Source organism: Polaromonas sp. YR568, from assembly GCF_900116715.1.
GTDB lineage: Bacteria > Pseudomonadota > Gammaproteobacteria > Burkholderiales > Burkholderiaceae_C > Polaromonas.
This window is the reverse complement of record NZ_FPBM01000002.1, coordinates 15,516-40,616: the sequence shown is the minus strand read 5'-3', so window position 1 is coordinate 40,616 and position 25,101 is coordinate 15,516. Positions and strand designations below refer to the sequence as shown.

Here is a 25,101-nt window from a genome sequence, read left to right as displayed (position 1 = left end):
GTCAGACACTGAAGACCGGGGCCGCTGGGCGGCCCCTGCTCCGTTGCCTTGCCTGACCTGCCGGGCTTCAGTCCGCACTGGGTTTGAGTTGCATCGCCTTGAATTCCAGGAACTCCTCAAATCCGTAAACGCCGTTCTCCCGGCCATTGCCCGACTGCTTGTAGCCGCCAAACGGCGCCTGGCCGTTAAAGGGCCCGCCATTGATGTCCACCTGACCGGTACGCAATCGGCGTGCCACCTTCATGGCATGTTCATCAGAGCCGCTCCAGACGGCGCCGCCCAGGCCGTAGATGGTGCTGTTGGCGATGGCCACGGCTTCATCTTCGTCTTTGTAGGTGATGACCACCAGCACGGGGCCAAAGATCTCTTCCTGGGCCAGGGTGTCGGAAGCCTTGATCCCCAAAATCGTGGGCTGGACAAAGTAGCCCTTGGCGATGGCCGGCGCGTCGGCACCGCCGGCGATGACGTCTGCGCCCTCTTCAATGCCGGTGCGGATAAAGCCCAGCACGCGGTCACGCTGCGCGGCGCTGACCAGCGGGCCTAGCCGGCTGGTTTCTTCCAGGCTGGGGCCTATGCTGAATTTGGCGATGGCGGCCTGGGCCAGGGCTTTGGCTTCTTCATAGCGCGCTGCCGGAACCAGCAGGCGCGTATGGGCCGAACAGGTCTGCCCGCTGTTGAGCATGCAGGCCGACACGGTGCCCTTGATGGCGGCTTCGAAGTTGGCGTCGTCCAGCACCACGCTGGCCGACTTGCCGCCCAGCTCAAGCGCCACCCGCTTGACTGACTGGCTGGCCAGCTCGCCCACACGTTTGCCCGCGCGCGTGGAGCCGGTAAAGCTCACCATGTCGACTTCCGGGTGTGTCGCCAGCACTTCGCCGACCACGGGGCCGGGGCCGTTGACCAGGTTGAAAACACCGGGCGGCAGGCCTGCCTCGTGGATGATTTCGGCCAGGATCATGGCGTTGACCGGTGCGATTTCGCTGGGCTTGAGCACGACGGTGCAGCCGGCCACCATGGCGGGGGCGATCTTCAGCGTGATCTGGCTGAGCGGGAAGTTCCATGGTGTGATGCAGCCCACCACGCCGATGGGCTCACGCACCACCAGGGAGTTGCCGACTTTTTTCTCCCACTCAAACTGGCGCGCCACTTTGGCGAAGTTTCCCCAGTGCCAGGCTGGGCCGCCGACCTGAACCATGCGGGCCATCTTCAGGGGCATGCCGACCTCGCGGGCAATCGCCATCGCCAGGTCTTCGGTGCGGGCCTTGACGCCGGCCGCTACCTTGTCAAGGTAAGCCGCACGGGTCTCGACAGGCAATGTGGACCAGCTCTCAAATGCGGCGCGTGCGGCGAGCACGGCGGCTTCGGCTTCGGCAGCCGTGCCGGAGGGCACCGTCGCCATCACGGCTTCGGTGCTGGAGTCATGGACTGGCAGGGTTTCGGAGGACTGGGCCTTGACCCATTGGCCGTTGATGTAGTGCGCAGGGTAAACGGTCATTTGTGTGCTCATGGGGGTCTGCAAGACCTCGAAAGAGGCCTGAAAAGAGGTGAATAATGCCGGGAAAAACGGGCGGTGACTTTAGACTCACAGCTGAAATTAACTGTAAGCCTAAAGATTTAAACACTGTTCAATACCAGAATCGACATGACATCTGGTTACTAACTCCTTGATTCATTTGTTGTTTTACGTTAACCATTTCACGAAAAACACCTTGCATATGAACCCGGGCAGTCTTAATCTAACAGAAGAAGCCGTTCCATGGGAACGCAAACAAATACCCACGGATATCCGGTAGAAAGTTGTGAAACACATGCGCTGGCTAAAACCCAATCTGAAAAGCAGTTTCATGGCCTTGTTAGGGTCCGGTGAAGTGACACCTTCCGTACTGGAAGACCGCACCGAAGAAATTCGCGAATACATCCTCGACGAACTCGGTGAGTTCGGCGAAAAACACTATCCCAAGATCACCCGGCGCGTGCGCTACGCACAGGACGTGCAGGGCCTCTGGTACACCCGTGGAGACGTGATGGCCGTGCTGGCCGCCATGCATGGTGAAACCATCGCCCGCGAAAAAGTCAGCCGCATCAGCGACAAGTTCAAAGGCATGCTGCCTCGTGGCCTCAGCTCACGCTCGAGCCCGCTGACCACCTGAAATTTTCTTTCAGTTTCTTCCTGGCCTCCAAGGCTTTTTAAACCAGCTTCGCGCTGGTTTATTTTTGCCCGCTTGCAGCCAGGAACCGCCACAAACGGCCCCAAAACGGGGCCGAAGCGCTCAATGGGCGTGATGGTGATGGCCGTGGCCGTCGTGCGGACCATGGCCGTGATGCTCGTGTTCGCCATGCAGGTGGCCCCAGAGCAAGAACGCGTCCCTGCCCGCCACCACCAGGCTGGTTTTCTGGCCCACGGGCAACAGCACCTTGGTGGGGACGTGGCCGAACGGCAGGCCGGTCAGCACGCGGGCTTTGACCTTGCCCTGCAGCCAGGCGATCACGGAGGCCAGTTTGAAGCCCTTGTCGTGCGGCACCAGGCTGTAGTTGGTGAACTGCCCGAAAACAATCGCCTTTTGCTGCGCCAGCACCCCGGCGTGCAGCAACTGCGTCAGCATGCGCTCCACCCGGTATGGGTGCTCGCTGACGTCCTCAATAAACAGGATGCCGCCTTTGACGGCCGGCAGGTAAGGTGTGCCCACCAGTGAAGACAGCATCGCCAGGTTGCCGCCCCAGAGCACGGCATCCTTGACGGTGAATCCCGTCTTGGCCGGTCGGTCGGCCACAGCATCCGCCGCAGGCTTGGGAAGCTGCCAACCGGTTCCCTCGCCCTGACCGGTGATCAGGTCGTCAAAACAGGCTTCCATGATGTCGTCCGGCGTTTCGGCGCCAAAGTCTTCACCGAGCGCGGGGCCAGCCCAGGTCACCGCACCGGTTTTGGCCATCACCGCCATCTGGAAGGCGGTGAAGTCGCTCAGGCCGACAAAACGGGTGCCGCCTGCGATGGCTTTGGCAACGGCCTTGTAGTTGATGCCCGGCAGGATGCGTGTCAGACCATAGCCGCCGCGCGAGATCAGGGCAATGTCGGCGCCGCTGGCGGCCGCGCGGTGGATGGCGGCCAGCCGGGTGTCGTCGTCGCCGGCAAAACGCTGGTGGCGAGCCAGTGCATCGGTATCGATTTCAACCGCATGTCCCTGGGACTCGAGGCGCTTGATGCCGCGCTTGAAACCTGCTTTGTCGCGCACCGCGCTGGAAGGGGAATAGATGTAGATATGTTTTTTCACGGGTGCAAGTATCCCACTGCCGTCCCCTTGCCTGCTACCGCCGCTCAGCAGGTATAAACATGGCCACCATGCTTCTTTACCTGCTTGATCTCTTCGGTGTTGCCGTGTTTGCAGTCAGTGGCGCGCTTGCCGCGGGCCGCCTGCAGCTTGATTTGCTGGGTGTCCTGGTGCTGGCGTCGCTGACGGCCATTGGCGGCGGTACCCTGCGTGACCTGCTGATGAACCGCCATCCGGTGTTCTGGATGGCCAGGCCCACCTACCTGCTGGTGATTTGCGCGGCGGCGCTGGGGACGGTGCTGTATGTGCAGCTCTTGCCGATTCCGGCGCAGGCCCTGCTGGTGGCCGATGCCATGGGGCTGGCCCTGTTTGCGCTGTCGGGTGCGCAACTGGCCGAGGCGGCGCGGCTGTCGCCCATCATCGTGGTGCTGATGGGCACCATGACCGGCGTGGCCGGTGGCGTGATGCGCGACATCTGCAGCAACCAGATCCCCCTGCTGCTGCGCCAGGACATTTATGCCAGCGCGGCGATCGCCGGCATTGTGCTGTATCTGGTGCTGAAGGCCCTGGGCCTCAAACCCTCATGGGCGTTCGGCGCGGGCCTGGTGACCGTGGTGGCGCTGCGGCTGAGCGCCATCTTCCTGGGCTGGCATTTGCCGGTCTTCAAGCTGGCGGGCTGAAGAACCGCAGGGCTTGCTGCGCAATTGGCTCGCCGTGTTCCTGCACAAAGTGGCCGGCCTGCGGCAGCACCACAGGCTCGCCGCAACCACGGATCAGGGCCTGCAACTGCTGCATGACAGGCGGGCCCAGCACCGGGTCTTGCGCCCCCACCATCATCAGTGTCTGGCCTGTCCAGTCGTTTTGCCAGAAGCTGCGTGCCTGGCGTGAAACGGCGGCGCCATCCGCATCGGGTGCGTCCGGCACCATGGGCGGAAAGGCGCGCAGCGCGGCTCGATGCCCTTTGTCTGGAAACGGCGCGTTGTAGGCGGCGCATTCCGCAGGGCTCATTTGCGGGTTGCCGCGGGCAAAGAGACGTGCCACGTCAAACTCGGGGTTTTTGGCGCACATCTCGCGCCAGGCGATAAAGCCTGCGGGCAGTGGCGCATCGCCGGTGCCCAGGGTCGTATTCATGACCAGCAGGCCCTTGTAGCGCTGGGGTGCGGCCATGGGCAGCGTGAGACCGAGCAAACCGCCCCAGTCCTGCACCACGAGGACGACGTTTTGCAGGTCCAGCCTTTCCACCAGTTCAAGCAGTATCTGGCGGTGCACGCTGAAGCTGTGAAAGCTGTCTTTCTTGGGTTTGTCGCTTTTACCGAAGCCGATCAGGTCGGGGGCAACCACCCGGTGCCCAGCTTCCAGCAGCGCCGGGATCATCTTGCGGTAGAGGTAGCTCCAGGCGGGGTTACCGTGCAGACATAGGTAAGTCACGCCCCCCTGGCCACCCTCGCCTTCATCCAGGTAATGCATGCGCAAGCCGCCCAATGCCGGCAGGTCGCTGATATAGCGGGGCTGCCAGGGATAGCCCGGCAAGTCATCAAACGCGGCGTCGGACGTACGCAGCGCGTCATCGCGCAGCGGGTGGGCCAACCGGGACTCTTCGCGCTTGTCAGCCCTGCGCTGGCGAAAAAAATCCTGCAGCAACTCGCCGCAGTCCGGCGCCAGCACGCCGCCTTGCAGTTCGGTCTGGTGATTGAGGCGAGGTTCTGCAAACAGATTGAGCACCGAGCCTGCCGCGCCGGTTTTGGGATCAAGCGCGCCAAACACCACCCGCTTGAGCCGCGCATGCAGCATGGCGCCGCTGCACATGGCGCAAGGCTCCAGCGTGACAAACAGCTCGCAGTCGTCGAGCCGGTAGTTGCCCATCGCCTGCGCTGCGGCGCGCAGGGCCGTGATTTCGGCATGGGCCGTCGGGTCATGGCCGTCTATGGGGGCGTTGCGGCCGGTGGCAATCACCTTGCCCTTATGCACCACCACCGCACCGACCGGCACTTCGCCTGCGGCAGCCGCTTCACGGGCCTGCGCAAGGGCTTGCTGCATGAAGAGTGCGTCACTCATTCGCGATGGTTCTCAAAGCTAATTTCCCGGATGCGGCCTGGGCGGGAGCCGGTTCTTCTATCAAACTACTTTTCTTCGGGCATGGGGCGGGCCTGCATGGCGCTGTCGACGGCCTGCTTGACCTGCTGCTGCGCTTGCTGGCTCTGCACCTGCGGCGGGGCATTAGCGGAGATGGCAGGCGTGCCTGGGGCCGACGGCACGGCGACCGGAGTGCTCAACTGCTTTTTGACCAGCAGGCCGATGATGGCCACTACGACCAGCAGGCCCACGATGCTGAAAATACCGCGCATATCAAGTCTCCGTTGGGGTGTCGCTGCCGGTGGCCATGCCCAGGCGGGTCATCCAGCCGGCCAGGCTGCGCTCGTTCTCATTACCGGCGGCGTACGTCGCCCTCATGGCGGCATGCGACTCACGCCGGTGCTGGTTGATTTTGATCTTGCACTGAAAGTCGGCCACCAGCAGTTCAAAGCCCACGATGCCGGCCATCATCTTGTGACCGAACTCTTCGCCCAGGTCACGCCACTGCTGGGCATAAGGCGGCTCGTGGTCACCAATCAGCTTTTTCAGCAGCGCGTCCTTGGCCGAAGGGTCTTCGATCAGCGTCGCTTGCACCGTGCAATGCACAGCCAGGTAGTTCCAGGTCGGCACCCGCGCCAGGTCGGGGTAGACCTTGGGCGACAGATAAGCATGGGGCCCGAGAAAGGTCACCACGGCCCGCGGCCGCGCCTGCAGGTAGCGCCAGTGCGGATTGGGCTTGGCCACGTGGCCCAGCAGCACGAGTTGCTCGCCTCGGTCTTCCAGATGCAGCGGCAAGTGCGTGACATACGGCAGGCCGGCGTCGTCGATGCTGATCAGGCTGGCAAAGGGGTTTTCCTGGATCAGTGCAGCGGCCTTTTCCCGGTCGCCTTTGAATTGGGGTGGCATGTACATGGCCTGAAGCATAGGCCAAAAACCCGAAATTCAGATAGCGAGCGTCAATGCGGCGGCAGCGGCCAGCTCTGGAGGTGAATGTGGCGTGTGTCGCCTACAACACTGTGAACCAGAACCAGCCGGGTTGCCGTCCAGCGCACCAGTGAGACCTCTGTGAGCGGGATGGTTTGCACCGCGCGCGCCAGGGTCATGTGCGGCGCTGCGGCCTTGTCGTCTGAATGGACGCCGGCCATCGCCAGGCAAAGTTTGAGTTTTTTGCACAGCGCCAGAACCTGCTCCCTGCCCTCGCCCATTTGCAGGACAAAGGCCTTTTTCGGCGCCGCCTTGGCGTTAAAACTCAAAGCCTGGTCAAAGCCGACTTCGAAAGAGCCGGCGCTGAATTTGTCTGCCGCTTCTTTCGCCATGGCAATGGTCGATTCGAAAGACCGTAAGACCAGGTTCTTTTTGATGCCGATGTCCAGCAGGGACACATGCAGGCAGCTTTCGGGGACCAGGTAAGGCTTATGGCCCAGCTGCGGCAGGAAGCTGCTCTGGATATCGATGGCCTGCGCCCCGGCCTGGCCTTCAGGCACCAACGCGAAAAAGACGTTGTCGACGCCAGGCCTGGGCGCTGGCGTGAGTTCCCTTGCTTCCGGGCTCATCATTGGCGCGGCTTCACTCCCACTCAATCGTTGCCGGCGGCTTGCTGCTCACGTCGTAAGTCACGCGGTTGATGCCGCGCACTTCGTTGATGATGCGGCCCGACACCTTTTTGAGCAGCGCGTAGGGCAACTCGGCCCAGTCGGCCGTCATGAAGTCGCTGGTTTGCACCGCGCGCAAGGCCACCACGTAGTCGTAGGTGCGGCCGTCACCCATCACGCCCACGCTTTTGACCGGCAGGAAGACGGTGAAGGCCTGGCTGGTGAGGTCGTACCAGGTTTTACCGGTTTCGGCGTCCTTGAAGTTGCGCAGCTCTTCAATGAAGATCGCGTCGGCGCGGCGCAGCAAGTCGGCGTATTCCTTCTTGATTTCGCCCAGGATGCGCACGCCCAGGCCCGGGCCAGGGAACGGATGGCGGTAGACCATGTCGTGCGGCAATCCGAGTGCAACGCCGAGTTCACGGACTTCGTCCTTGAACAGCTCGCGCAAGGGCTCGAGCAGCTTGAGGCCCAGTTGTTCGGGCAAACCGCCCACGTTGTGGTGGCTCTTGATGGTGACGGCTTTTTTGCTCTTGGCGCCGCCGGATTCGATGACATCGGGGTAAATCGTGCCCTGGGCCAGCCATTTGGCGCCCTTGTGGCCGCCGGTGCCGGCCTTGAGCCGTGCGGCTTCGGCCTTGAAGACTTCGACGAATTCGCGGCCGATGATCTTGCGCTTGGCCTCAGGCTCGCTCACGCCGGCCAGGTGGCCCAGGAACTGGTCGCTGGCGTCGACGCGGATTACGTTGGCGTGCAGCTTACCGACAAACATTTCCATGACCATGTCGCCCTCGTTCAGGCGCAGCAGGCCGTGGTCGACGAAAACACAGGTCAGCTGGTCGCCGATGGCGCGGTGGATCAGCGCGGCAGCCACCGAGGAATCAACACCGCCGGAGAGGCCCAGGATGACCTCTTCGTCGCCGACCTGCGCGCGGATCTTTTCGACCGCTTCACTGATGTAGTCGCCCATGACCCAGTCCTGTCGGGTGCCGCAGATATCCAGCACAAAGCGCTTGAGAATGGCGTTGCCCTGCTTGGTGTGGGTGACTTCGGGGTGAAACTGCACCGCATAGAAGCGGCGCTCTTCATCGGCCATGCCCGCGATGGGGCAGGAATCGGTCGAGGCCATGAGCTTGAAACCCGGCGGCATTTCGGTGACCTTGTCGCCGTGGCTCATCCAGACATCGAGCATGCCCTGGCCTTCAGGCGTGGTGTAGTCGGCGATGTCCTTGAGCAGCGCGGTGTGGCCGCGGGCCCGCACATCGGCGGAGCCGAATTCGCGCTTGTGGCCGCCTTCGACCTTGCCGCCCAGCTGGTGCGCCATGGCCTGCATGCCGTAGCAGATGCCCAGCACCGGCAAGCCCAGTTCAAAGACGGCTTGCGGCGCCTTGTCGGTGGTTTCTTCGTAGATGCTGGCGTGGCTGCCGGAGAGGATGACGCCTTTGAGCGTGCCGTCTTTGGCGTACTCGCGGACCCAATCGTCGCTGACGTCGCAGGGGTGGACTTCGCAGAACACATGGGCGTCGCGCACGCGGCGGGCGATCAGCTGGGTGACCTGGGAACCGAAATCGAGGATGAGGATTTTCTGGTGCTGCATGAGGGTGTAACTCCAAGGCAAAAAAAGAAAAAGGCGTCTGGTTTATCAGACGCCTCAGGCCGCTTGGGGGCTCAATCGGCCCGGTAGTTCGGCGCTTCCTTGGTGATCTGTACATCGTGGACATGGCTTTCGCGAATGCCGGCGGACGTGATTTCCACGAACTCGGCCTTGTCGCGCATGTCTTCGATGGTGGCGCAACCGCAGTAGCCCATGCTGGCCCGCAGGCCGCCGGCCATCTGGAACACGATGGCGACCATGGAGCCCTTGTAGGGGACGCGGCCTTCAATGCCTTCGGGCACCAGCTTGTCGGCATTGGGGTTGCCGGTGCTCGATTCCTGGAAGTAGCGGTCGGCGCTGCCTTGCTGCATGGCGCCAATGCTGCCCATACCGCGGTAGCTCTTGTAGCTGCGGCCCTGGAAGAGGATCACTTCACCCGGAGCCTCTTCGGTGCCGGCAAACATGCCGCCCATCATGACCGTGTTGGCGCCGGCGGCGATTGCCTTGGCAATGTCGCCGCTGTAGCGGATGCCGCCGTCGCCGATGAGCGGGACACCGGTGCCACGCAAGGCGGTAGCCACGTTGTCGATGGCCATGATCTGCGGAACGCCCACACCGGCAACGATGCGGGTGGTGCAGATGCTGCCGGGGCCGATGCCGACCTTGACGCCGTCGGCGCCGGCCTCAACCAGTGCCAGCGCGGCGGCGCCGGTGGCGATGTTGCCGCCGATCACGTCGACCTGGGGGTAGTTCTGCTTGACCCAGCGCACCCGGTCTAGCACGCCCTTGCTGTGGCCGTGGGCGGTGTCCACCACGATGGCGTCGACGCCGGCTTTGACCAGCGCTTCGACCCGCTCTTCAGTGCCCTCACCCACCCCGACGGCGGCGCCCACGCGCAGCTGGCCGTGCGAGTCGCGTGCGGCATTGGGGAAGGTGGTTTGTTTGGTGATGTCCTTGACGGTGATCAGGCCCTTGAGCTCGAAGTTGTCATTGACCAGCAGGACGCGCTCGAGGCGGTGCTTGTTCAGCAAGGCCTTGGCATCGGCCAGTGAGGCGGTTTCGGAGATGGTGATCAGGCGCTCGCGCGGCGTCATGATGGTGCTGACCGGCACATCCATGCGCGATTCGAAGCGCATGTCGCGCCCCGTCACGATGCCGACGACCCGGCCGCCGTCAATGACGGGGAAACCGGAGATGCCGAGCTGCTCGCTCAGGGCCATGACCTGGCGTACGGTGTGGGTGGGGGTGATGACAACCGGGTCGCGCAGAACGCCGCTTTCATAGCGCTTGACCCTGGCGACCTCAGCGGCCTGCTGCTGGGCGGTGAGGTTCTTGTGAACGATGCCAATGCCGCCTTCTTGCGCAATGGCGATGGCCAGCCGGGCTTCGGTGACCGTGTCCATGGCGGCCGACACGAGCGGCAGGTTCAGGCGGATGTTTCGGGAGAACTGGGTGGAAAGTGAAGTGTCCTTGGGCAGGACCTGGGAGAACGCTGGCACCAACAATACGTCGTCGAAGGTGAGCGCTTTGCCGAGTAGGCGCATAGGGATGGCTCCAAAAACACGATTGTACCCTTGTCGTAAAGACCCGTCGGTACTAACCCTAGCGTCCCCCGGCGTCCCCCGGGCATCCCTCGCACCGGTGGGGGCTGCCGGCCAACCCCTTGTCGCGCCCAGTTGTAAAAAGGCTGCTTTGCGCGGGTACATGCGGAAAACGGCGCGGCACAGCGCTACACTCGCGAAATGGACTTCAAACCCGTTTCAAGAACACTTCTTCTGGCTGTGGCCGGTGCGGCCTTCGCAATCCCGGCGCTGGCCCAGTGGCAATGGATCGACAAAGACGGCCGCAAGGTTTACAGCGACCGTTCGCCGCCGGCGGATATCCTGGAAAAAAACATCCTGAAAAGGCCGCCGGGCGCCAGAGTGGCCGCCCCACCCGTAGCACCCAGCGAAGATGCGGCCGCTGCGCCTGCCGCCACTGCCGCCCCGGTAGCCAAAAACAACCCAGGTGCCCTCAAGCTGCCGGGCAAGGATCCACAACTCGAAGCCAAGAAAAAACAGGCGGAAGAGGAAGAAGCCGCCAAGAAAAAGGCAGAAGAAGAAAAGGTAGCCAAAGTCAAGGCGGAGAACTGCGACCGCAACAAAAAAGCGCTGGCCACCTTTCAATCGGGTCAGAGAATCACGGTCACCAACGCCAAAGGCGAGCGTGAATATATGGACGACAACGCCAAAGCGGCGGAAATCAAACGGATTCAGGGCTCTATTGAGGCCGAGTGCAAATAAATTGCAGTGTTACCGGCGCAGCTAGCGCCGGTACCCCAAGGTCTGATATCCAGCTTTAGTACCCGGCTTTGGCACCGGCCCGGGTCTTGGCAAAAAGCCCTGCCCGTTTGGCGCCCTGCCGGTTGAACCGTTCCCGGCGCGCGACCTTGGGGTCGACACGCAAGCCGCGGTAGATTTCCAGGCGGTCGCCCTCCAGCAGCACATGCCCTGGCGTGGTTTTCCGGCCCCAGAGGCCCAGTACCAGGCGTGCGCCTTGCAATTCCGGGAATTCCTTCAAGATACCGCTGGCTTCCAGCGCCTGCGCAACCGTTGTGCCGCCTGCCAGTTCCAGCGCCCATTGGCGAACCTGACGCGGCGCAGGTGAATAAACCATGGCGACCTTCAGAGGCGCCGTGCCTTCAGGCTTCACCATAGACGTCCGAAGCCCTCTTGACGAAGGCATCGACCAGGCTGCCGGCAATCTTTTCGAATACCGGGCCTACCAGGGCCGCCAGCGCGGCATTGTCAAAGTCATAGCGCAGGGTGAACTCGACTTTGCAGGCTCTTTCACCGCCCTTGCCTACCGGCGTGAAATCCCAATGGCCGTCGAGTTTTGAAAAAGGGCCGTCGACCAGCTTCAAGCTGACCTTGCGGTCTTTCTGGTGGGTGTTGCGGGTGGTGAAGCTTTGCGTGAGGCCGGCAAAGGAAATGCCCACCTTGGCGGTCATGCCGTGGGTATCCTGCTCCAGCACGGAGGCCTGGTCGCACCAGGGCAAAAATTCGGGATAGCGGTCGATATCCGTCACAAGAGCAAACATCTCGGCGGCGCTGTACCAGATTAAAACGGACTTGTGAACGGTTTTCATACAATCAGAGGCTGGGCGCAATTGTATTAGCCACCTTAGCGGCTCTGTACTTTTCAAAATTCGCCCTTATCTTTTATACATGGCCACCAAAGAAGCATCCTCCTCCAAAAAATCGGCCGCAACGCCCTCCGCCAATCTTTCCCCCAAGGCTGCCGCGGCGGCTGTGCGCATTGCCGACAACAAAAAAGCGCTTTTTAATTACCACATTGAAGAGCGCTTTGAGGCGGGCATGGTGCTGGAGGGCTGGGAGGTGAAGTCCCTGCGTGAAGGCAAGGTGCAGCTCACGGACGGCTATGTGGTGGTGCGCGGCGGCGAGCTTTTTATCATCGGCTGCCAGATCAACCCGCTGGGCACGGCGTCGACCCACGTGCGTCCGGACTCGGTGCGCACCAAGAAGCTCTTGATGCACAAGGAAGAGATCCGCCGCCTGATCGGCAAGGTCGAGCAAAAAGGCTTTACCTTGGTGCCGCTGAACATGCACTGGAAGGCCGGCAAGGTGAAGTGCGAAATCGGCCTGGCCAAGGGCAAGGGCGAGCACGACAAGCGCGACACCATCAAGGACCGCGAAGGCAAGCGCGAAGTCGAGCGCGCGATGAAGTCCCGCAACCGCTGACCGGCTGCGGCTACGCTGCCTCCTGAAGGCAGCCATCCCGTTTATTTTTCTCCGGCAATGGAATAAACCGGCTCCGGCCGGTGTTTATCCGTGTGCAGCCAGCTTCAAACCTGGCCTGCAGACCGATGTCTCACCCAAAAACCTACCGGAGAATTCCATGAAATTGCTGTCTACCGCCCTTTTGACGGCCGCCCTGCTCGGCGGTTGCGCCTCCATGACCGCCAGCAGCCCGGCCAAAGTGGCCGACGGCATGCTGGTAGGCCCGAACGGCATGACGCTCTATGTCTTTGACCGCGACACCGCGGGCAGCGGCAAGTCCGTCTGCAACGGCCCCTGCGCCACCAACTGGCCACCCCTGATGGCTGCGGACGCCGACAAGGCGGCCGGCGACTACACGGTCGTCACGCGTGACGACGGCAAAAAGCAATGGGCCATGAAAGGCAAGCCGCTGTACTACTGGGCCAAAGACACCAAGCCCGGCGACAAGACCGGCGACAACGTCGGAGGCATCTGGCACATCGCCAAACCCTGATGCCGTGGCGCCTGTCGTGTGACCCTCCCCTGCGCGGGCAGGCTTCGTTACGATGGGCGCAGGCTTCAGACACATGACCCACTTTCCGCTGACCGATCACATCCCCAGCCTGCGCCGCTATGCGCGCGCGCTGACGGGTGACGCCTGGATGGCGGACGACCTGGTGCAGGACACGCTGGAGCGGGCCTGCTCCAAATGGCGCTTGTGGGTGGCGGGCAGCGATTTGCGCGCGTGGCTGTTCACGCTGATGCACAACGTTTTCATCAACCAGGTCCGCCGCTCCATGCGTCAGGCGGCGGCGGGCGCCACGGTCAACGTCGACGATGTCGAAAACGAACTGGCAGCGCCGGAAGCAGGCACGGCCCAGTCCCTGGACTTGCAGCGTTGCCTGTTGCGCCTGCCGGAAGACCAGCGGATCGTGCTGCTGCTGGTCAGCCTGGAAGACCTCACGTATGAGGAAGTTGCCAAAATCACCGGCGTACCGGTGGGGACCGTCATGTCCCGCCTGTCGCGCGCGCGCAGCCGCCTGCGCGAGTTGATGGATGCCCCGGCATCTGCGCAGGCCGCCAATGCACCGGCACAGCTCAGGCGCCTGAAGTAAAGGCAGGACCTCCATGGAAAAAAACCACGACACATCACGCGCCGCCCACGGTGAACTTCTGCATGACAGGATCAATGCACTGGTCGACGGCCAGCTGCAGCCCGCCCGCCAGGCGGAGCTTGAGGCGCAACTGGGCAAGGACGCCGCAGCCCAGGACACCCTGCAAGCCTGGAAGGCCCAGCGCGAGGCCTTGCGCGCCCTGCACCGTCCGCTGCTGGACGAAGCCGTCCCTGACGCGCTGCTGGCCGCCGCGCGCCGCAGCCAGGCCGGCAGGCGGCAGATCGACCAATGGCAGCGCTGGGGCGGCATGGCAGCCGCCGTGGTGCTGGCATTTGGCGTGGGCTGGCTGTCGCATGGGCAGCTCGGCAATCCGCCGGCATCCCGGCAACTGGCTTCGGCAGGTTCGGCTCAATCGTTTGTGCACCAGGCCTCGCTCGCGCATGCCGTGTTTTCGCCCGAGGTGCGGCATCCCGTTGAGGTCACGGCCGCGCAGCAGGAGCACCTGGTGCAGTGGCTCTCCAAACGTGTGGGCCGGCCGCTGAAGGTGCCGGTGCTGGCGGCACAGGGCTATGAGCTGGTTGGCGGGCGCTTGTTGTCCGGCGACGGCGGCGCCCGCGCGCAGTTCATGTTCCAGAACCAGGCCGGCTTGCGATTGACGCTGTACCTGGGCGCTATCGATGCGGCTTTGCCCGCCTCCCCAGCCAAAGCACCTCAAACGCCACCATCAGCCGCACAGGAAACCGCCTTCCGCTACAGCGGCGACGGCCCTGTGCCTTCTTTTTACTGGGTGGACCAAGGCTTTGGTTATGCGCTGAGCGGCGCCGTGTCGCGCGATGAACTGATGAAGCTGGCGGAGCTGGTGTACCAGCAGCTCTAGGCCTGCCCGCGGCCTGGGAAATCTGAGAAGGGGCCTGAGAAGAAGAGGCCCGGCTACTTCAAATCACGCAGGGGATGCGTTTCAGGCGTCCAGGGGCTGGTAAAAAACGCATCCGTCATGGCGGGCTTGACGTCTTCAATGCGCGCCGGGTTCCACTGCGGCTTGTAATCCTTGTCAATCGCCAGGGCGCGTATGCCTTCGACGGTTTCGCCGGCCGTACCTGGCCGCAGGTGAAAGCACTGATGCACCAGGTCGCGCTCCATGCGCAGGTTGTCGGCCAGGTTCATGCCGCGTGCACGGTGGATTTGCTCAAGCGTCACGTGCAGCAGCAGCGGCGAGCGCTTGCGCAGCGTGGCCGCTGTTTTGGCCGCCCATGCGTCAGGCGAGGCTTCCAGCGCGTCCACGATGTGCTTCACCCGGGGTAAAGAGAAATAGGTGTCGATTTGGCCCGTAGCGCCCTCAGGGTGGGCGTAACCAGCTATTAATTCTGTAGCAATCCATTTTTCGGCTTCTGCGGCCGAAGCAAACGCCTGGGCGCCCAAACTGTCCCACAGCGCCGGCAAGCGGGCCGCATCGAGTTTGATGTCTGCCAGCCCATAAGCCAGCGCCTCGTCCGCACCGATGACGTCGCCTGTCAGCGCCAGATACTCGCCAACGTGGCCGGGACAACGGCTCAGGAAGTAGCCGCCGCCCACGTCCGGAAACAGCCCGATATTGGTCTCGGGCATGGCCATCTTGGTGTGCTCGGTCACGATGCGCACGCGCGCGCCCTGGCTGATCCCCATGCCGCCGCCCATGACCACGCCGTCCATGAAGGCGATGTAGGGCTTGGGGTAGGTGTGGATCAGGTGGTTGAGGGCGTATTCCTCGGTGAAGAAATCCTCGAGTGCAGAGTCACCTGCCAGCGCGGCCTGGTGAAAGAAGCGGATGTCGCCGCCTGCCGAGAAGCCGCCAAAAAGGCTTTCAGGCGTACCCGGCTGGCCCTTTTTATTGGAGCCGCGAATCGCCACGACCTGTACCGCAGGATCATCGCGCCAGGCCAGCAAAGCCTGCGTCAAGTCCCTGATCATCTGCAGCGACAGCGCATTGAGCGCCTTGGGCCGGTTCAGGGTAATGAGCCCGGCATTCCCGCGCCGTTCGACCAGCACCTCGGTCTTGGCTTCCACACTCACTCCACTCATTCCGCTCATGCCCGCTGCCTCCATCCAATCAGTTCATTGACCACCAGCGCGCCAATGACCAGCGCGCCGCCGGTCAGCACACTCGCACCAGGCACTTCACCCGCGCCAAACCAGGCCAGCAAAATACCAAAAATCACTTCCAGCAACGCCAGCAGGGCCACTTCCGGCGCCTTCAGAACCCCGGCGCACATCACCGACAGCACGCAGGGAATGGCCAGCTGAACCAGGCCCAGCAAGGCCAGCAAACCGATGTCATGCGGCGTGGCGGAAAACGGGAAAGACAGCGGCAAGGTTGCCAGTGTTGAAATGACAGCGCCCACCAGCACGGCAGGCACCAGGTCGATGTTTTTGCCGTGGGCACGGCTGTGCTGCACCACCGTCCAGTTGCTGGCGCTGGCCAGCGGCACCATCAGGGCCACCAGCGTGCCGCCCAGGTGGCTGGAGAGATCCATCTGCCCGCCGTACATCCAGGCGATGCCGGCGCCCGCCATGGCAATCGCCACCCAGGTGCGGGCGGGAATGCTGTGGCCGATAAAAGCGCGGGCCAGCAAAGCCGTGATGAAGGGGCTGACCGCCATGGTGACCAGCACATTGGCCACCGTGGTGAGCGTCAGCGCCACCATGAAGGCCGTGAACATCACACTCCAGCAAAAGCCGGAAATCCACAGCGCCGAGCCGCCGTTGCGGATCTTGGTAAATACCGCCCTGCCCTGCCACAGCGGCAGGATCACCAGCAGCGAGACCACCGTGAAAAAGCTGCGCCAGAACGTGACCTCAAAGCTGCGCGCCGACTCCAGGTGGCGCGTGACCACACCCGCAATCGACCACATCATGGTCACGAGGATCATCAGGAAGACGGCTTTGGAATGCGTGAGTTTCATGGACTGCAATCAATTCAGGTTGATAGCGAATATAAAAGGCCGCTGGAGCGGGAGCACACAGCGGCCTGGTTTCAAACGATTCACCCCGCAGCCCCCCGCAGGTCCCTGTCTCGTACCAGCAGGGGCCGCGGAACCGGCTTTGCCGGGCCGCAGGCGCAGCGGCCCCCTCGGGGGGCAGCGCATTACACGAAGTGAAAAGCGTGGGGGCTCAAGACCGTCCGGCGCGCTTGCGGTCGCTTTCCTTTAGGTGGCGCTTGCGCAGGCGAACCGACTTGGGCGTGATTTCAACCAGCTCGTCGTCCTCAATGAACTCAACACCGTATTCCAGCGTCAGTTCAATCGGCGGCGTGATCTTGATCGCGTCTTCCTTGCCGCTGACGCGGAAGTTAGTCAGCTGCTTGGTACGCGTGGCGTTGACCACCAGGTCGTTGTCGCGGCTGTGGATGCCGACGATCATGCCTTCATACACCGGGTCATTGGCACGCACAAACATGCGGCCGCGGTCGTCCAGCTTGCCCAGGGCGTAGGTGAAGATTTCACCGTCGTCCATCGAGATCAGCACGCCATTCTTGCGGCCGCCGATGTCGCCCTTGTGCGCTTCATAGCTGTCGAAGATGTTGGAGATCAGGCCGGAACCACGGGTCAAGTTCAGGAACTCATTGGTAAAGCCGATCAGGCCACGCGCCGGGATGCGGTACTCAAGGCGCACACGGCCGCGGCCGTCCGGCTCCATGTTCACCAGTTCGCCCTTGCGCTCGCCCAGGGCCTGCATCACGCCGCCCTGGTGCTGGTCTTCGATGTCGGCGGTGACCAGTTCGATAGGCTCGTGCTTTTCGCCATTGACTTCCTTCATCACCACGCGCGGCTTGGAGACAGCCATTTCATAGCCTTCGCGGCGCATGTTTTCCAGCAGGATGGTCAGGTGCAACTCGCCCCGGCCCATGACTTCGAAGATACCTTCTTCGTCGGTTTCCTTCACGCGCAGGGCCACGTTGTGTTGCAGTTCCTTTTGCAGGCGGTCCCAGATCTGGCGGCTGGTGACGAACTTGCCTTCGCGGCCGGCCAGCGGGCTGGTGTTGACGCAGAAATTCATGGTCAGGGTCGGCTCATCGACCTTGAGCATGGGCAGCGGCGCCGGGCTGGTCGGGTCGGTGATCGTCACGCCGATACCGATTTCGGGCAGGCCGTTGATCAGCACGATCTCGCCGGGGCCGGCTTCGGTGGCTTGCACACGCTCCAGGCCCTGGAAGGTCAGTACCTGGTTGATACGGCCCTTGACGGCCTTGCCGTCCGGGCCTTCCATGACGACCACGTCCATCATGGGCTTGATGGTGCCCTGGCTGATGCGGCCCACGCCGATGCGGCCGACGAAGGTCGAGAAGTCGAGTGCGGAAATCTGCAGCTGCAGCGGCGCTGCGGGGTCACCCTTTTGCGCAGGCACGTGCTTGAGGATGGTGTTGAAGAGCGCCGACATGTCGGGGCCCCACTGCTCGTTGGGTGGGCCTTCTTCGAGGGACGACCAGCCGTTGATGCCGGAGGCATACACCACGGGGAAGTCGAGCTGTTCGTCGGTCGCGCCCAGCTTGTCGAACAGGTCGAAAGCGGCGTTGATGACCTTGTCGGGGTTGGCGCCCGGCTTGTCGACCTTGTTGACCACCACGATGGGCTTGAGGCCCAGCGCCAGGGCTTTCTTGGTCACAAAACGCGTCTGGGGCATGGGGCCTTCCTGTGCGTCGATCAACAGCACCACGCCGTCGACCATGGACAGCGCGCGTTCCACTTCACCGCCGAAGTCGGCGTGGCCCGGGGTGTCGACGATGTTGATGTGCGTGCCTTCCCAGGTCACGGCGCAGTTCTTGGCCAGGATGGTGATGCCGCGTTCTTTTTCGATCGCGTTGTTGTCCATCACGGTGTCGACCACTTTTTCGTGCTCGGCAAAGGTGCCGGACTGGCGCAGCAGCTGGTCAACCATGGTGGTTTTGCCATGGTCAACGTGGGCGATGATGGCGATATTGCGGATTTGTTTATGGCTCATGGTTGGCTTTCAGGAAGACTCGAAACGGTACGGGTTAATGTTGGAAAGAAGGCGCCGCAGCGCTGGTGGGCGCGGCAGCAAAATCGGGTGTGGAGCGTTCAGCCAGCGTTCTGGCGGCTTGCAAAATGTCCTGTATTTCAATCGGGCTCAGCAAACGCTGCGGAATCAGCTCATCGGCCGTGATATGGGCTGAACCCAGAAAAGCCGGCGGCTCAGCGCCATAGACCTGCACCAGCGGCGCATCGGCGCCCCACTGTCCGGGCTCGCCCCGGCGGCGCAGGCCGCTTAAAAACCGACCTGCATTGTCGGCGTCCAATGTGACAGACGGGTACGCCGACACCAGCGACTGGGCCGGTAGCAGGCAGGCTTCGCGCTCGGGCTCCGTCATGGCTTCCAGCGCCGGCAAGGTCACGCACTGCTGCGTCACAAAGCCGCCGGTTTCCAGCCGCCTGAGTGAGCCGAGGTGCGCGCCGCATCCAATCGCCTCGCCGATGTCTTCACCGAGCGTGCGGATGTATGTGCCCTTGCTGCAGGTTACTACGATTTTGATAGCGGCTTGCGCACGGCTGTCATGGGTTACGGCCATATTCAGCTTGAAAATCGTGATATGGCGGGCTTCCCGCTCCACGTCTTCGCCTTTGCGGGCGTATTCGTACAGCGCCTTGCCGTCTTTCTTGAGCGCCGAGTACATGGGCGGAATCTGCGCCAGCGGGCCGGTAAAGCGCGCCGTCAGGGCCTCCAGCAAGGCCGGTGTGATCTCGGGCACCGGCCGGGTTTCAATGACATCGCCTTCGGCATCGGCCGTGGTGGTTTTCTGGCCCAGCAGCAGCACTGCTTCATAGGTCTTGTCGGCGTCGAGCTGGATCTGGCTGAACTTGGTGGCGGCGCCAAAGCACAGCGGCAACACGCCGGTGGCCAGCGGATCCAGCGTGCCGGTGTGGCCGGCCTTGTCGGCGCGCAGCAGCCATTTGGCCTTCTGCAAGGCCTGATTGCTCGACAGGCCCAGCGGCTTGTCGAGCAGCAGCACGCCGTGCACGGGACGTCGCTGGATTTTCTGGCGATGAGAAGAGGTTTGCGTCATAAATTCCGACAGGCTCAGCGCGCGGGCTGGCCCGGGCGCTTCGTTGGCACCGTTGTCCCTGAACCTGTCATCAAGGGAAACGGCGCGAACTCAGTCGTCTTGGGCGCGCGAAGAAACCGCCTTGGCAATCAAGGCGTTCATGTCGGCCGCACGCTCCGTGGTGCGGTCGAAGTGGAAATGCAGGGTCGGCACCGTGTGCGTCATCAGGCGCTTGAAGAGCCCGTTGCGCAGGAAGCCGGCGGCCTGGTTGAGCGCTTCTTCGCACTCCTTCGGGTCACCGACGAGCACGCTGAAAAACACCTTGGCATGCGCATAGTCGGCCGTCACCTCGACGGCCTGGATGGTCACCATCCCGACCCGCGGGTCTTTCAGCTCGCGCGCGATCAGCTCCGTCAGATCGCGCTGGATCTGATCGGCGACACGAAAGCCGCGATTGGGGGTGGATGACTTTTTACGCATGAATCTATGGGATAGGGTCTTGCCGGAAAAGCCCGCCGCCTTGAGGCTGCGGGCCGGTCCGTTTTACAAGGTACGCGCCACTTCCTTGATTTCGAAGAATTCCAGGATGTCGCCTTCTTGAATATCGTTGTAGTTCTTGATATTCAAGCCGCACTCGAAGCCTTCCTTGACTTCCTTGGCATCGTCCTTGAAACGCTTGAGCGAGTCGAGCTCACCCGTGAAGATGACCACGTTGTCGCGCAAGAGGCGCAGGCGTGCACTGCGGCGAACCAGACCGGAGGTGACCATACAGCCGGCGATCGAGCCGATCTTGCTGACCTTGAACACCTGGCGGATCTCGGCGGTACCGATGACTTCTTCCTTCTTGTCGGGCGTGAGCATGCCGGACATGGCGGCCTTGAGTTCGTCCACAGCGTCATAAATGATGTTGTAGTAACGAATGTCGATGCCGTTGTTCTCGGCCTGCTTGCGCGCCTGGGCATCCGCACGGGTGTTAAAGCCGATGAGGACCGCCTTGGAGGCAATGGCCAGGTTGACGTCGGACTCGGAAATCCCGCCCACGCCGGAATACACCAGCTGGACTTTGACTTCGTCGGTCGACAGCTTGAGCAGCGACTGGGCCAGGGCTTCCTGCGAACCCTGCACGTCGGCCTTGATGATGATGGGCAGCATCTTGACCTCGCCGGCGCCGATGTCGGAGAACATGTTCTCCAGCTTGGCAGCCTGCTGTTTGGCCAGCTTGGTATTGCGGAACTTGCCGGCGCGGTAAGTGGCGATTTCACGGGCGCGGCGCTCGTCGGTCATCACCATGAACTCATCGCCGGCCTGGGGCACATCGGTCAGGCCCTGAATCTCGACCGGGATCGATGGACCCGCGCTCTTGATCGGCTTGCCGTTTTCGTCCAGCATGGCGCGCACGCGGCCATAGGTCGAACCGGCCAGCACCACATCGCCTGCCTTCAGCGTTCCGGACTGCACCAGCACGGTCGCGACCGGGCCGCGGCCCTTGTCGAGCTGGGCTTCAATGACCAGGCCCTTGGCCAGGGCGTCGACGGGAGCGCGCAGCTCCAGCACTTCGGCCTGCAGCAAGACCTGCTCCAGCAGCGTGTCGATACCGGCGCCTGTACGGGCCGAAACCGGCACAAACGGCGAATCGCCACCGAACTCTTCGGGCACGACCTCTTCGGTCACCAGCTCGCCCTTGACGCGGTCCAGGTTGGCATCGGGTTTGTCGATCTTGTTGATCGCGACCACGATGGGAACACCGGCTGCCTTGGCGTGCTTGATGGCTTCCTTGGTTTGCGGCATCACACCGTCGTCGGCCGCCACCACCAGAATCACGATGTCGGTGGCCTGCGCGCCACGGGCACGCATGGCGGTAAACGCTTCGTGGCCCGGGGTATCCAGGAAGGACACCATGCCGCGCGGGGTTTCCACGTGGTAGGCGCCGATGTGCTGGGTAATGCCGCCGGCTTCGCCCGCCGCCACTTTGGCGCGGCGGATGTAATCGAGCAGCGAGGTCTTGCCGTGGTCGACGTGGCCCATGACGGTCACCACAGGGGCGCGCGGCAGTAGTTCTGCCTGCTGGCCATGGACGTCCTCGTCGGTGAAAGCTTCCGGATCGTCCAGCGCGGCGGTGACTGCCTTGTGGCCCATTTCTTCCACCACGATCATGGCGGTGTCCTGGTCCAGCGACTGGTTGATGGTGACCATCTGGCCGAGCTTCATCAGGTGCTTGATCACCTCGGAAGACTTGACGCTCATCTTGTGGGCGAGTTCGGCCACGGTGATGGTTTCAGGCACATGCACTTCAATGACCTTGAACTCGGTCGGCGCCACAAAAGTGGATTCCGGACGTGCCTCGCGGTCATTGCTGCGGCGACCGCGCGGGCCGCTGCGGAAATTGCCACGCCCCGGCACGACAGGCGCGCCACGGCTTGGAATGCCCTTTTTCTTGGCGGCGTCGTCTTTCCAGGTCGAAGACAGGTTCTCCGACTTGATTTCTTTCTTGCCGGGAGCCGCTGGTGCGCCCGCGGCAGCGGGTGCGCCCGGTTTGGCCGCTGCGCCCGGCGCGCCGGCCGGCTTGTGCAGCGTGCCCTTAATGGCGGCCTTGGGGTCGACGTGCGGAACCAGGACGCGCTTGGGCGCGGACATCATGGCGCGGATGCCGGCGGCTTCGGCTTCAGCCTTGCGGCGGCGGTCCTGCAGCTCCTGCGCCTTGGCGGCGTCGGCCTGGAATTCAGCGGTGGCTTTGGCCTTGGCGGCTGCGGCAGCCGCGGCAGCGTCTGCCGACTTGGTGGCTTGTTCAGCGGCAGCGGTTTCGGCGGCCTTGGCGGCTTCTGCCGCGGCCGGCGCGGCTTCCTTGGCTTTTCCGGCGGGCTTGGCTTTCTTGACGACGGCTTCAGCCGCGGCGGCTGCCGCCTGGGCGGTTTGCTCGGCGGCCAGGCGTTCCTGCTCGCGTGCGGCGTCCTTGGCGTCCTGCTCTTCACGCAGGCGGCGTTTTTCGGCGAGCTCCTGCTCCTGGCGGCGCAGCAGCTCGGCATGGCGGCTGGCTTCTTCTTCGCGGCGGATCAGCTCCGCATCATCGATAACGGGCGCCGGCGGTGGTGCGGCCACTTCGGGCTGGACTTCTTCCGCGGGCTGATCGGAGCCGTCCTCGCGTTTGACGAAGGTGCGTTTTTTGCGGACTTCAACCTGGATGGTGCGGGCTTTGCCGGTGGCATCGGCCTGCTTGATCTCGGTGGTGGATTTTTTCACCAGCGTGATCTTTTTGCGCTCGGCCGTGACGGTGCCATGGCTGGCCTGCAGATAGCCCAGGAGCTTCTGCTTGTCCGCCTCGGACAGGGGATCACTGGCTTGCGCCTTGGCAACCCCGGCGCTGGTCAATTGCTCGATCAGCGTGGCGGTGGATTTATTGAGTTCAGCTGCGAATTCAGCGACGGTGGTGGTACTGGACATATGTTTTTTTCCTGCAGGCCTTTCATGATCATTGCTCTTGGGCCGCTGCGGGTGCAGGGGTGTCAGCGGCAGCGGGCTCATCGGTAAACCAATGCGCGCGAGCGGTCATGATCAGGGCTTTGGCTTCGTCCGCAGACTGGCCGGTGATATCGGTAAGTTCGTCCACAGCCAGGTCGGCCAGGTCGTCGCGGGTGCTGATGCCCGCTTCCGTGAGTTTGGCGATCAGCTCTGGCGTGAGGCCTTCGACGTCGCGCAGGTTCTGCGAAACGCCTTCGGCATTTTCTTCCTTGGCGATTTCCATCGTCAGGAGTGCGTCTTTGGCGCGCGTGCGCAGCTCATTGACGGTGTCTTCGTCGAAGGATTCGATCTCCAGCATTTCCTGCAGCGGCACATAAGCCACTTCTTCCAGGCTGGTGAAGCCTTCGGAGATCAGGATGTCGGCGATTTCCTCGTCCACGTCGAGCTTTTCCATGAAAAGCTTGCGGCTGGTGTCGGTTTCGGTGGCCTGCTTCTGGGCAGATTCGTCGGCCGTCATGATGTTGATCTTCCAGCCTGTCAGTTCGGCGGCAAGGCGCACGTTCTGGCCGCCGCGGCCGATCGAGATCGCGAGGTTTTCTTCATCGACGACGACGTCCATGGCGTGGCGCTCTTCGTCCACCACGATGGACGACACGTTGGCAGGAGCCAGCGCACCGATCACAAACTGGGCCGGGTCTTCGCTCCACAGCACGATGTCGACGCGTTCGCCGGCGAGTTCGTTGGTCACGCCGTTGACGCGGGTGCCGCGCACGCCGACGCAGGTGCCGATAGGGTCGACTCGCTTGTCGTGCGACAGCACGGCGATCTTGGCGCGCGAACCGGGGTCACGGGCGCAGGATTTGATCTCCAGCAGGCCCTGCTCGATTTCAGGTACTTCCTGGCGGAACAGCTCGATCATGTACTCGGGCGCGGTGCGCGAGAGGATGATGGGCGCGCCGCGCAGGGTCGTGTCCACTTCCATGATCATGGCGCGGACGCGGTCGCCGGAGCGCAGGTTTTCCTTCGGGATCATGTCGGAGCGGCGCAGACGCCCTTCGACGCGGCCGGATTCGACAATGATGTCGCCCTTGTCCATGCGCTTGACGGTGCCGACAAAAATCTTGTCGCCGCGCGACATGAAGTCGTTGAGCAGCATTTCGCGCTCGGCGTCGCGGATCTTTTGCAGGATGACCTGCTTGGCGGCTTGCGCGCCGATACGGCCGATAGGCAGGCTTTCAACCGGCTTTTCAATGTAGTCGCCCTCTTCGATGTCGGCGATCTCGTCGCGCGCATCGCTCACCAGCTCTTCGGCTTCAGGGTTTTGCAGGCCGGCTTCATCGGGCACAACCAGCCAGCGGCGGAAGGTCTCGTAATTGCCGCTGTCACGGTCGACGGCCACGCGGATGTCCACTTCGCCTTCGTACACCTTCTTGGTGGCCGAGGCGAGCGCGAGCTCGACCGCGCCGAAAACGACGTCACGTTCCACATTTTTTTCACGCGAGATGGCATCAACCAACATCAACAGTTCGCGATTCATTTCACAAGCCTGCCTTTCTTCATTTCTTGAAATTTAATTGTCTGTAGAGGGTTCGGCACCAGGGGCTATTTTGGGTTTACGCCCCTTGAAATCAACCACAGGCGCAAGGCGCGCCTGCTGGATCTCGTCGAGCGTAAAACCCAGCGCCTGCAGCGGTGCTGGAACCTTCTTCTTGCTAACTTTTTGGCCGGGTTTGACGGCGGGCTCATCGCTCCAGACGATTTGCCAGCCGGCGGTACCGGCAGCGGCGCGCTCGAGCGTGCCGCGGAACTTCTTGCGGCTGGCCGCCACCGTCGAGCCGGCGCTGGCTGCCACGCCAATCGGCGCCTTGAGGGTGATGTCGATCAACTCACCGGCAAAACGCTCAAAATCCTTTTCATTGCGCAAGGGCCTGTCGATGCCGGGGGAGCTGACCTCCAGCCGCGCATATTCGGCGCCTTCGACTTCCAGCACAAACTGGAGCTGGCGGGTGACCTTTTCGCAATCTTCGGCATTGATGAACTGCTCGGCGCCTTTGACGTAGGGCATGTCGATCGTGACACGCAGCAAACCGCCGCCGGTGCGTTCGATCTCGACCAGCTCGTAGCCAAGCCCCGTCACAGTTTGCTCAATCGTCTCTTGCAATGCCATTCAGTCTTCTAAAACCCGTTTTAAATCAATGCATCAAAAACAAACGCCC

25 protein-coding genes are annotated in these 25,101 nt (G+C 62.6%); 7 read left to right on the top strand and 18 right to left on the bottom strand.

Features of this window, described 5'->3' with window-relative positions; all coding sequences use genetic code 11:
• Positions 1–67: 67 nt before the first annotated feature.
• Positions 68–1,495, bottom strand: coding sequence for an aldehyde dehydrogenase family protein (locus BM408_RS04745; protein ID WP_092127482.1), 1,428 nt, complete (start codon positions 1,493–1,495; stop codon positions 68–70).
• Between the two features lie 349 nt (positions 1,496–1,844).
• Here BM408_RS04745 and BM408_RS04740 point away from each other — a divergent pair, with 349 nt between their 5' ends.
• Positions 1,845–2,150: a hypothetical protein gene (locus tag BM408_RS04740; protein ID WP_092127480.1), complete on the top strand. Its 306-nt coding sequence runs from the start codon at positions 1,845–1,847 to the stop codon at positions 2,148–2,150.
• A gap of 120 nt (positions 2,151–2,270) precedes the next feature.
• Here the strand turns inward: BM408_RS04740 and BM408_RS04735 are convergent, their stop codons facing one another.
• On the bottom strand, positions 2,271–3,269 hold the full coding sequence (locus BM408_RS04735) for an LD-carboxypeptidase (RefSeq protein WP_092127478.1): 999 nt from the start codon (positions 3,267–3,269) through the stop codon (positions 2,271–2,273).
• Between the two features lie 59 nt (positions 3,270–3,328).
• Between BM408_RS04735 and BM408_RS04730 the strand changes: the two genes are divergently transcribed.
• A complete protein-coding gene (locus tag BM408_RS04730; RefSeq protein ID WP_371326989.1) occupies positions 3,329–3,946 on the top strand; it encodes a trimeric intracellular cation channel family protein in 618 nt (205 codons plus the stop codon).
• Here the strand turns inward: BM408_RS04730 and tadA are convergent.
• The 6 genes from tadA to guaB all read right to left on the bottom strand — a co-directional run bounded on the left by tadA (position 3,930) and on the right by guaB (position 10,066).
• Positions 3,930–5,321, bottom strand: coding sequence for a tRNA adenosine(34) deaminase TadA (tadA, locus tag BM408_RS04725; RefSeq protein WP_092127476.1), 1,392 nt, complete (start codon positions 5,319–5,321; stop codon positions 3,930–3,932). The two genes, BM408_RS04730 and tadA, sit on opposite strands and share 17 nt — an antisense overlap.
• 65 nt (positions 5,322–5,386) lie before the next feature.
• Positions 5,387–5,611 carry a hypothetical protein gene (locus BM408_RS04720; protein WP_092127474.1) on the bottom strand — a complete coding sequence of 75 codons (225 nt, stop codon included), beginning with the start codon at positions 5,609–5,611 and terminating at the stop codon, positions 5,387–5,389.
• Between the two features lies 1 nt (position 5,612).
• The gene (locus BM408_RS04715) at positions 5,613–6,251 is read right to left on the bottom strand and encodes an FMN-binding negative transcriptional regulator (RefSeq protein ID WP_092128461.1); all 639 of its coding nucleotides are present in this window, start codon (positions 6,249–6,251) and stop codon (positions 5,613–5,615) included.
• Positions 6,252–6,295: 44 nt separating this feature from the next.
• Complete coding sequence (locus BM408_RS04710; protein WP_139237301.1) at positions 6,296–6,892, bottom strand: 2'-5' RNA ligase family protein; 597 nt, start codon at positions 6,890–6,892, stop codon at positions 6,296–6,298.
• 13 nt (positions 6,893–6,905) lie between these two features.
• A complete protein-coding gene (gene guaA, locus BM408_RS04705; RefSeq protein WP_092127470.1) occupies positions 6,906–8,525 on the bottom strand; it encodes a glutamine-hydrolyzing GMP synthase in 1,620 nt (539 codons plus the stop codon).
• A 71-nt stretch (positions 8,526–8,596) separates the two neighbouring features.
• On the bottom strand, positions 8,597–10,066 hold the full coding sequence (gene guaB, locus BM408_RS04700) for an IMP dehydrogenase (protein ID WP_092127468.1): 1,470 nt from the start codon (positions 10,064–10,066) through the stop codon (positions 8,597–8,599).
• A 198-nt stretch (positions 10,067–10,264) separates the two neighbouring features.
• Here guaB and BM408_RS04695 point away from each other — a divergent pair, with 198 nt between their 5' ends.
• Complete coding sequence (locus BM408_RS04695; RefSeq protein WP_092127466.1) at positions 10,265–10,804, top strand: DUF4124 domain-containing protein; 540 nt, start codon at positions 10,265–10,267, stop codon at positions 10,802–10,804.
• 55 nt (positions 10,805–10,859) lie between these two features.
• Here the strand turns inward: BM408_RS04695 and BM408_RS04690 are convergent, their stop codons facing one another.
• Both BM408_RS04690 and BM408_RS04685 read right to left on the bottom strand, forming a co-directional pair.
• A complete protein-coding gene (locus BM408_RS04690) occupies positions 10,860–11,216 on the bottom strand; it encodes an RnfH family protein (protein WP_092127464.1) in 357 nt (118 codons plus the stop codon).
• Positions 11,203–11,649 carry a type II toxin-antitoxin system RatA family toxin gene (locus BM408_RS04685; protein ID WP_092127462.1) on the bottom strand — a complete coding sequence of 149 codons (447 nt, stop codon included), beginning with the start codon at positions 11,647–11,649 and terminating at the stop codon, positions 11,203–11,205. Before BM408_RS04685 ends, BM408_RS04690 begins: the two co-directional genes overlap by 14 nt.
• Before the next feature lie 79 nt (positions 11,650–11,728).
• Here BM408_RS04685 and smpB point away from each other — a divergent pair, with 79 nt between their 5' ends.
• From smpB to BM408_RS04665, 4 genes are all read left to right on the top strand, one after another.
• Positions 11,729–12,262, top strand: coding sequence for an SsrA-binding protein SmpB (gene smpB / locus BM408_RS04680; RefSeq protein ID WP_228778475.1), 534 nt, complete (start codon positions 11,729–11,731; stop codon positions 12,260–12,262).
• Positions 12,263–12,419: 157 nt separating this feature from the next.
• Entirely contained in the window at positions 12,420–12,794 is a 375-nt protein-coding gene (locus BM408_RS04675; protein ID WP_092127460.1) for a COG4315 family predicted lipoprotein, read from the top strand.
• A gap of 73 nt (positions 12,795–12,867) precedes the next feature.
• Complete coding sequence (locus tag BM408_RS04670; protein WP_092127458.1) at positions 12,868–13,395, top strand: RNA polymerase sigma factor; 528 nt, start codon at positions 12,868–12,870, stop codon at positions 13,393–13,395.
• 13 nt (positions 13,396–13,408) lie between these two features.
• Entirely contained in the window at positions 13,409–14,272 is an 864-nt protein-coding gene (locus BM408_RS04665; protein ID WP_092127456.1) for an anti-sigma factor family protein, read from the top strand.
• Between the two features lie 53 nt (positions 14,273–14,325).
• Here the strand turns inward: BM408_RS04665 and BM408_RS04660 are convergent, their stop codons facing one another.
• From BM408_RS04660 to rimP, 8 genes are all read right to left on the bottom strand, one after another.
• Positions 14,326–15,462 carry an enoyl-CoA hydratase/isomerase family protein gene (locus BM408_RS04660; protein WP_371326988.1) on the bottom strand — a complete coding sequence of 379 codons (1,137 nt, stop codon included), beginning with the start codon at positions 15,460–15,462 and terminating at the stop codon, positions 14,326–14,328.
• Positions 15,459–16,334 (bottom strand): DMT family transporter, encoded by an 876-nt coding sequence (locus BM408_RS04655; protein WP_092127454.1) that lies wholly within the window; start codon positions 16,332–16,334, stop codon positions 15,459–15,461. Before BM408_RS04655 ends, BM408_RS04660 begins: the two co-directional genes overlap by 4 nt.
• 208 nt (positions 16,335–16,542) lie before the next feature.
• On the bottom strand, positions 16,543–18,369 hold the full coding sequence (typA, locus tag BM408_RS04650; protein WP_092127452.1) for a translational GTPase TypA: 1,827 nt from the start codon (positions 18,367–18,369) through the stop codon (positions 16,543–16,545).
• Between the two features lie 34 nt (positions 18,370–18,403).
• Entirely contained in the window at positions 18,404–19,450 is a 1,047-nt protein-coding gene (gene truB / locus BM408_RS04645; protein ID WP_092127450.1) for a tRNA pseudouridine(55) synthase TruB, read from the bottom strand.
• Between the two features lie 90 nt (positions 19,451–19,540).
• Positions 19,541–19,909: a 30S ribosome-binding factor RbfA gene (rbfA, locus tag BM408_RS04640; RefSeq protein WP_092127448.1), complete on the bottom strand. Its 369-nt coding sequence runs from the start codon at positions 19,907–19,909 to the stop codon at positions 19,541–19,543.
• 63 nt (positions 19,910–19,972) lie between these two features.
• Positions 19,973–22,867, bottom strand: a complete 2,895-nt coding sequence (infB, locus tag BM408_RS04635) for a translation initiation factor IF-2 (RefSeq protein WP_092128455.1) — start codon at positions 22,865–22,867, stop codon at positions 19,973–19,975.
• Positions 22,868–22,895: 28 nt separating this feature from the next.
• Positions 22,896–24,422, bottom strand: coding sequence for a transcription termination factor NusA (gene nusA / locus BM408_RS04630; RefSeq protein WP_092127446.1), 1,527 nt, complete (start codon positions 24,420–24,422; stop codon positions 22,896–22,898).
• A 33-nt stretch (positions 24,423–24,455) separates the two neighbouring features.
• Positions 24,456–25,052 (bottom strand): ribosome maturation factor RimP, encoded by a 597-nt coding sequence (gene rimP, locus BM408_RS04625; RefSeq protein WP_092127444.1) that lies wholly within the window; start codon positions 25,050–25,052, stop codon positions 24,456–24,458.
• Positions 25,053–25,101: the final 49 nt, after the last annotated feature.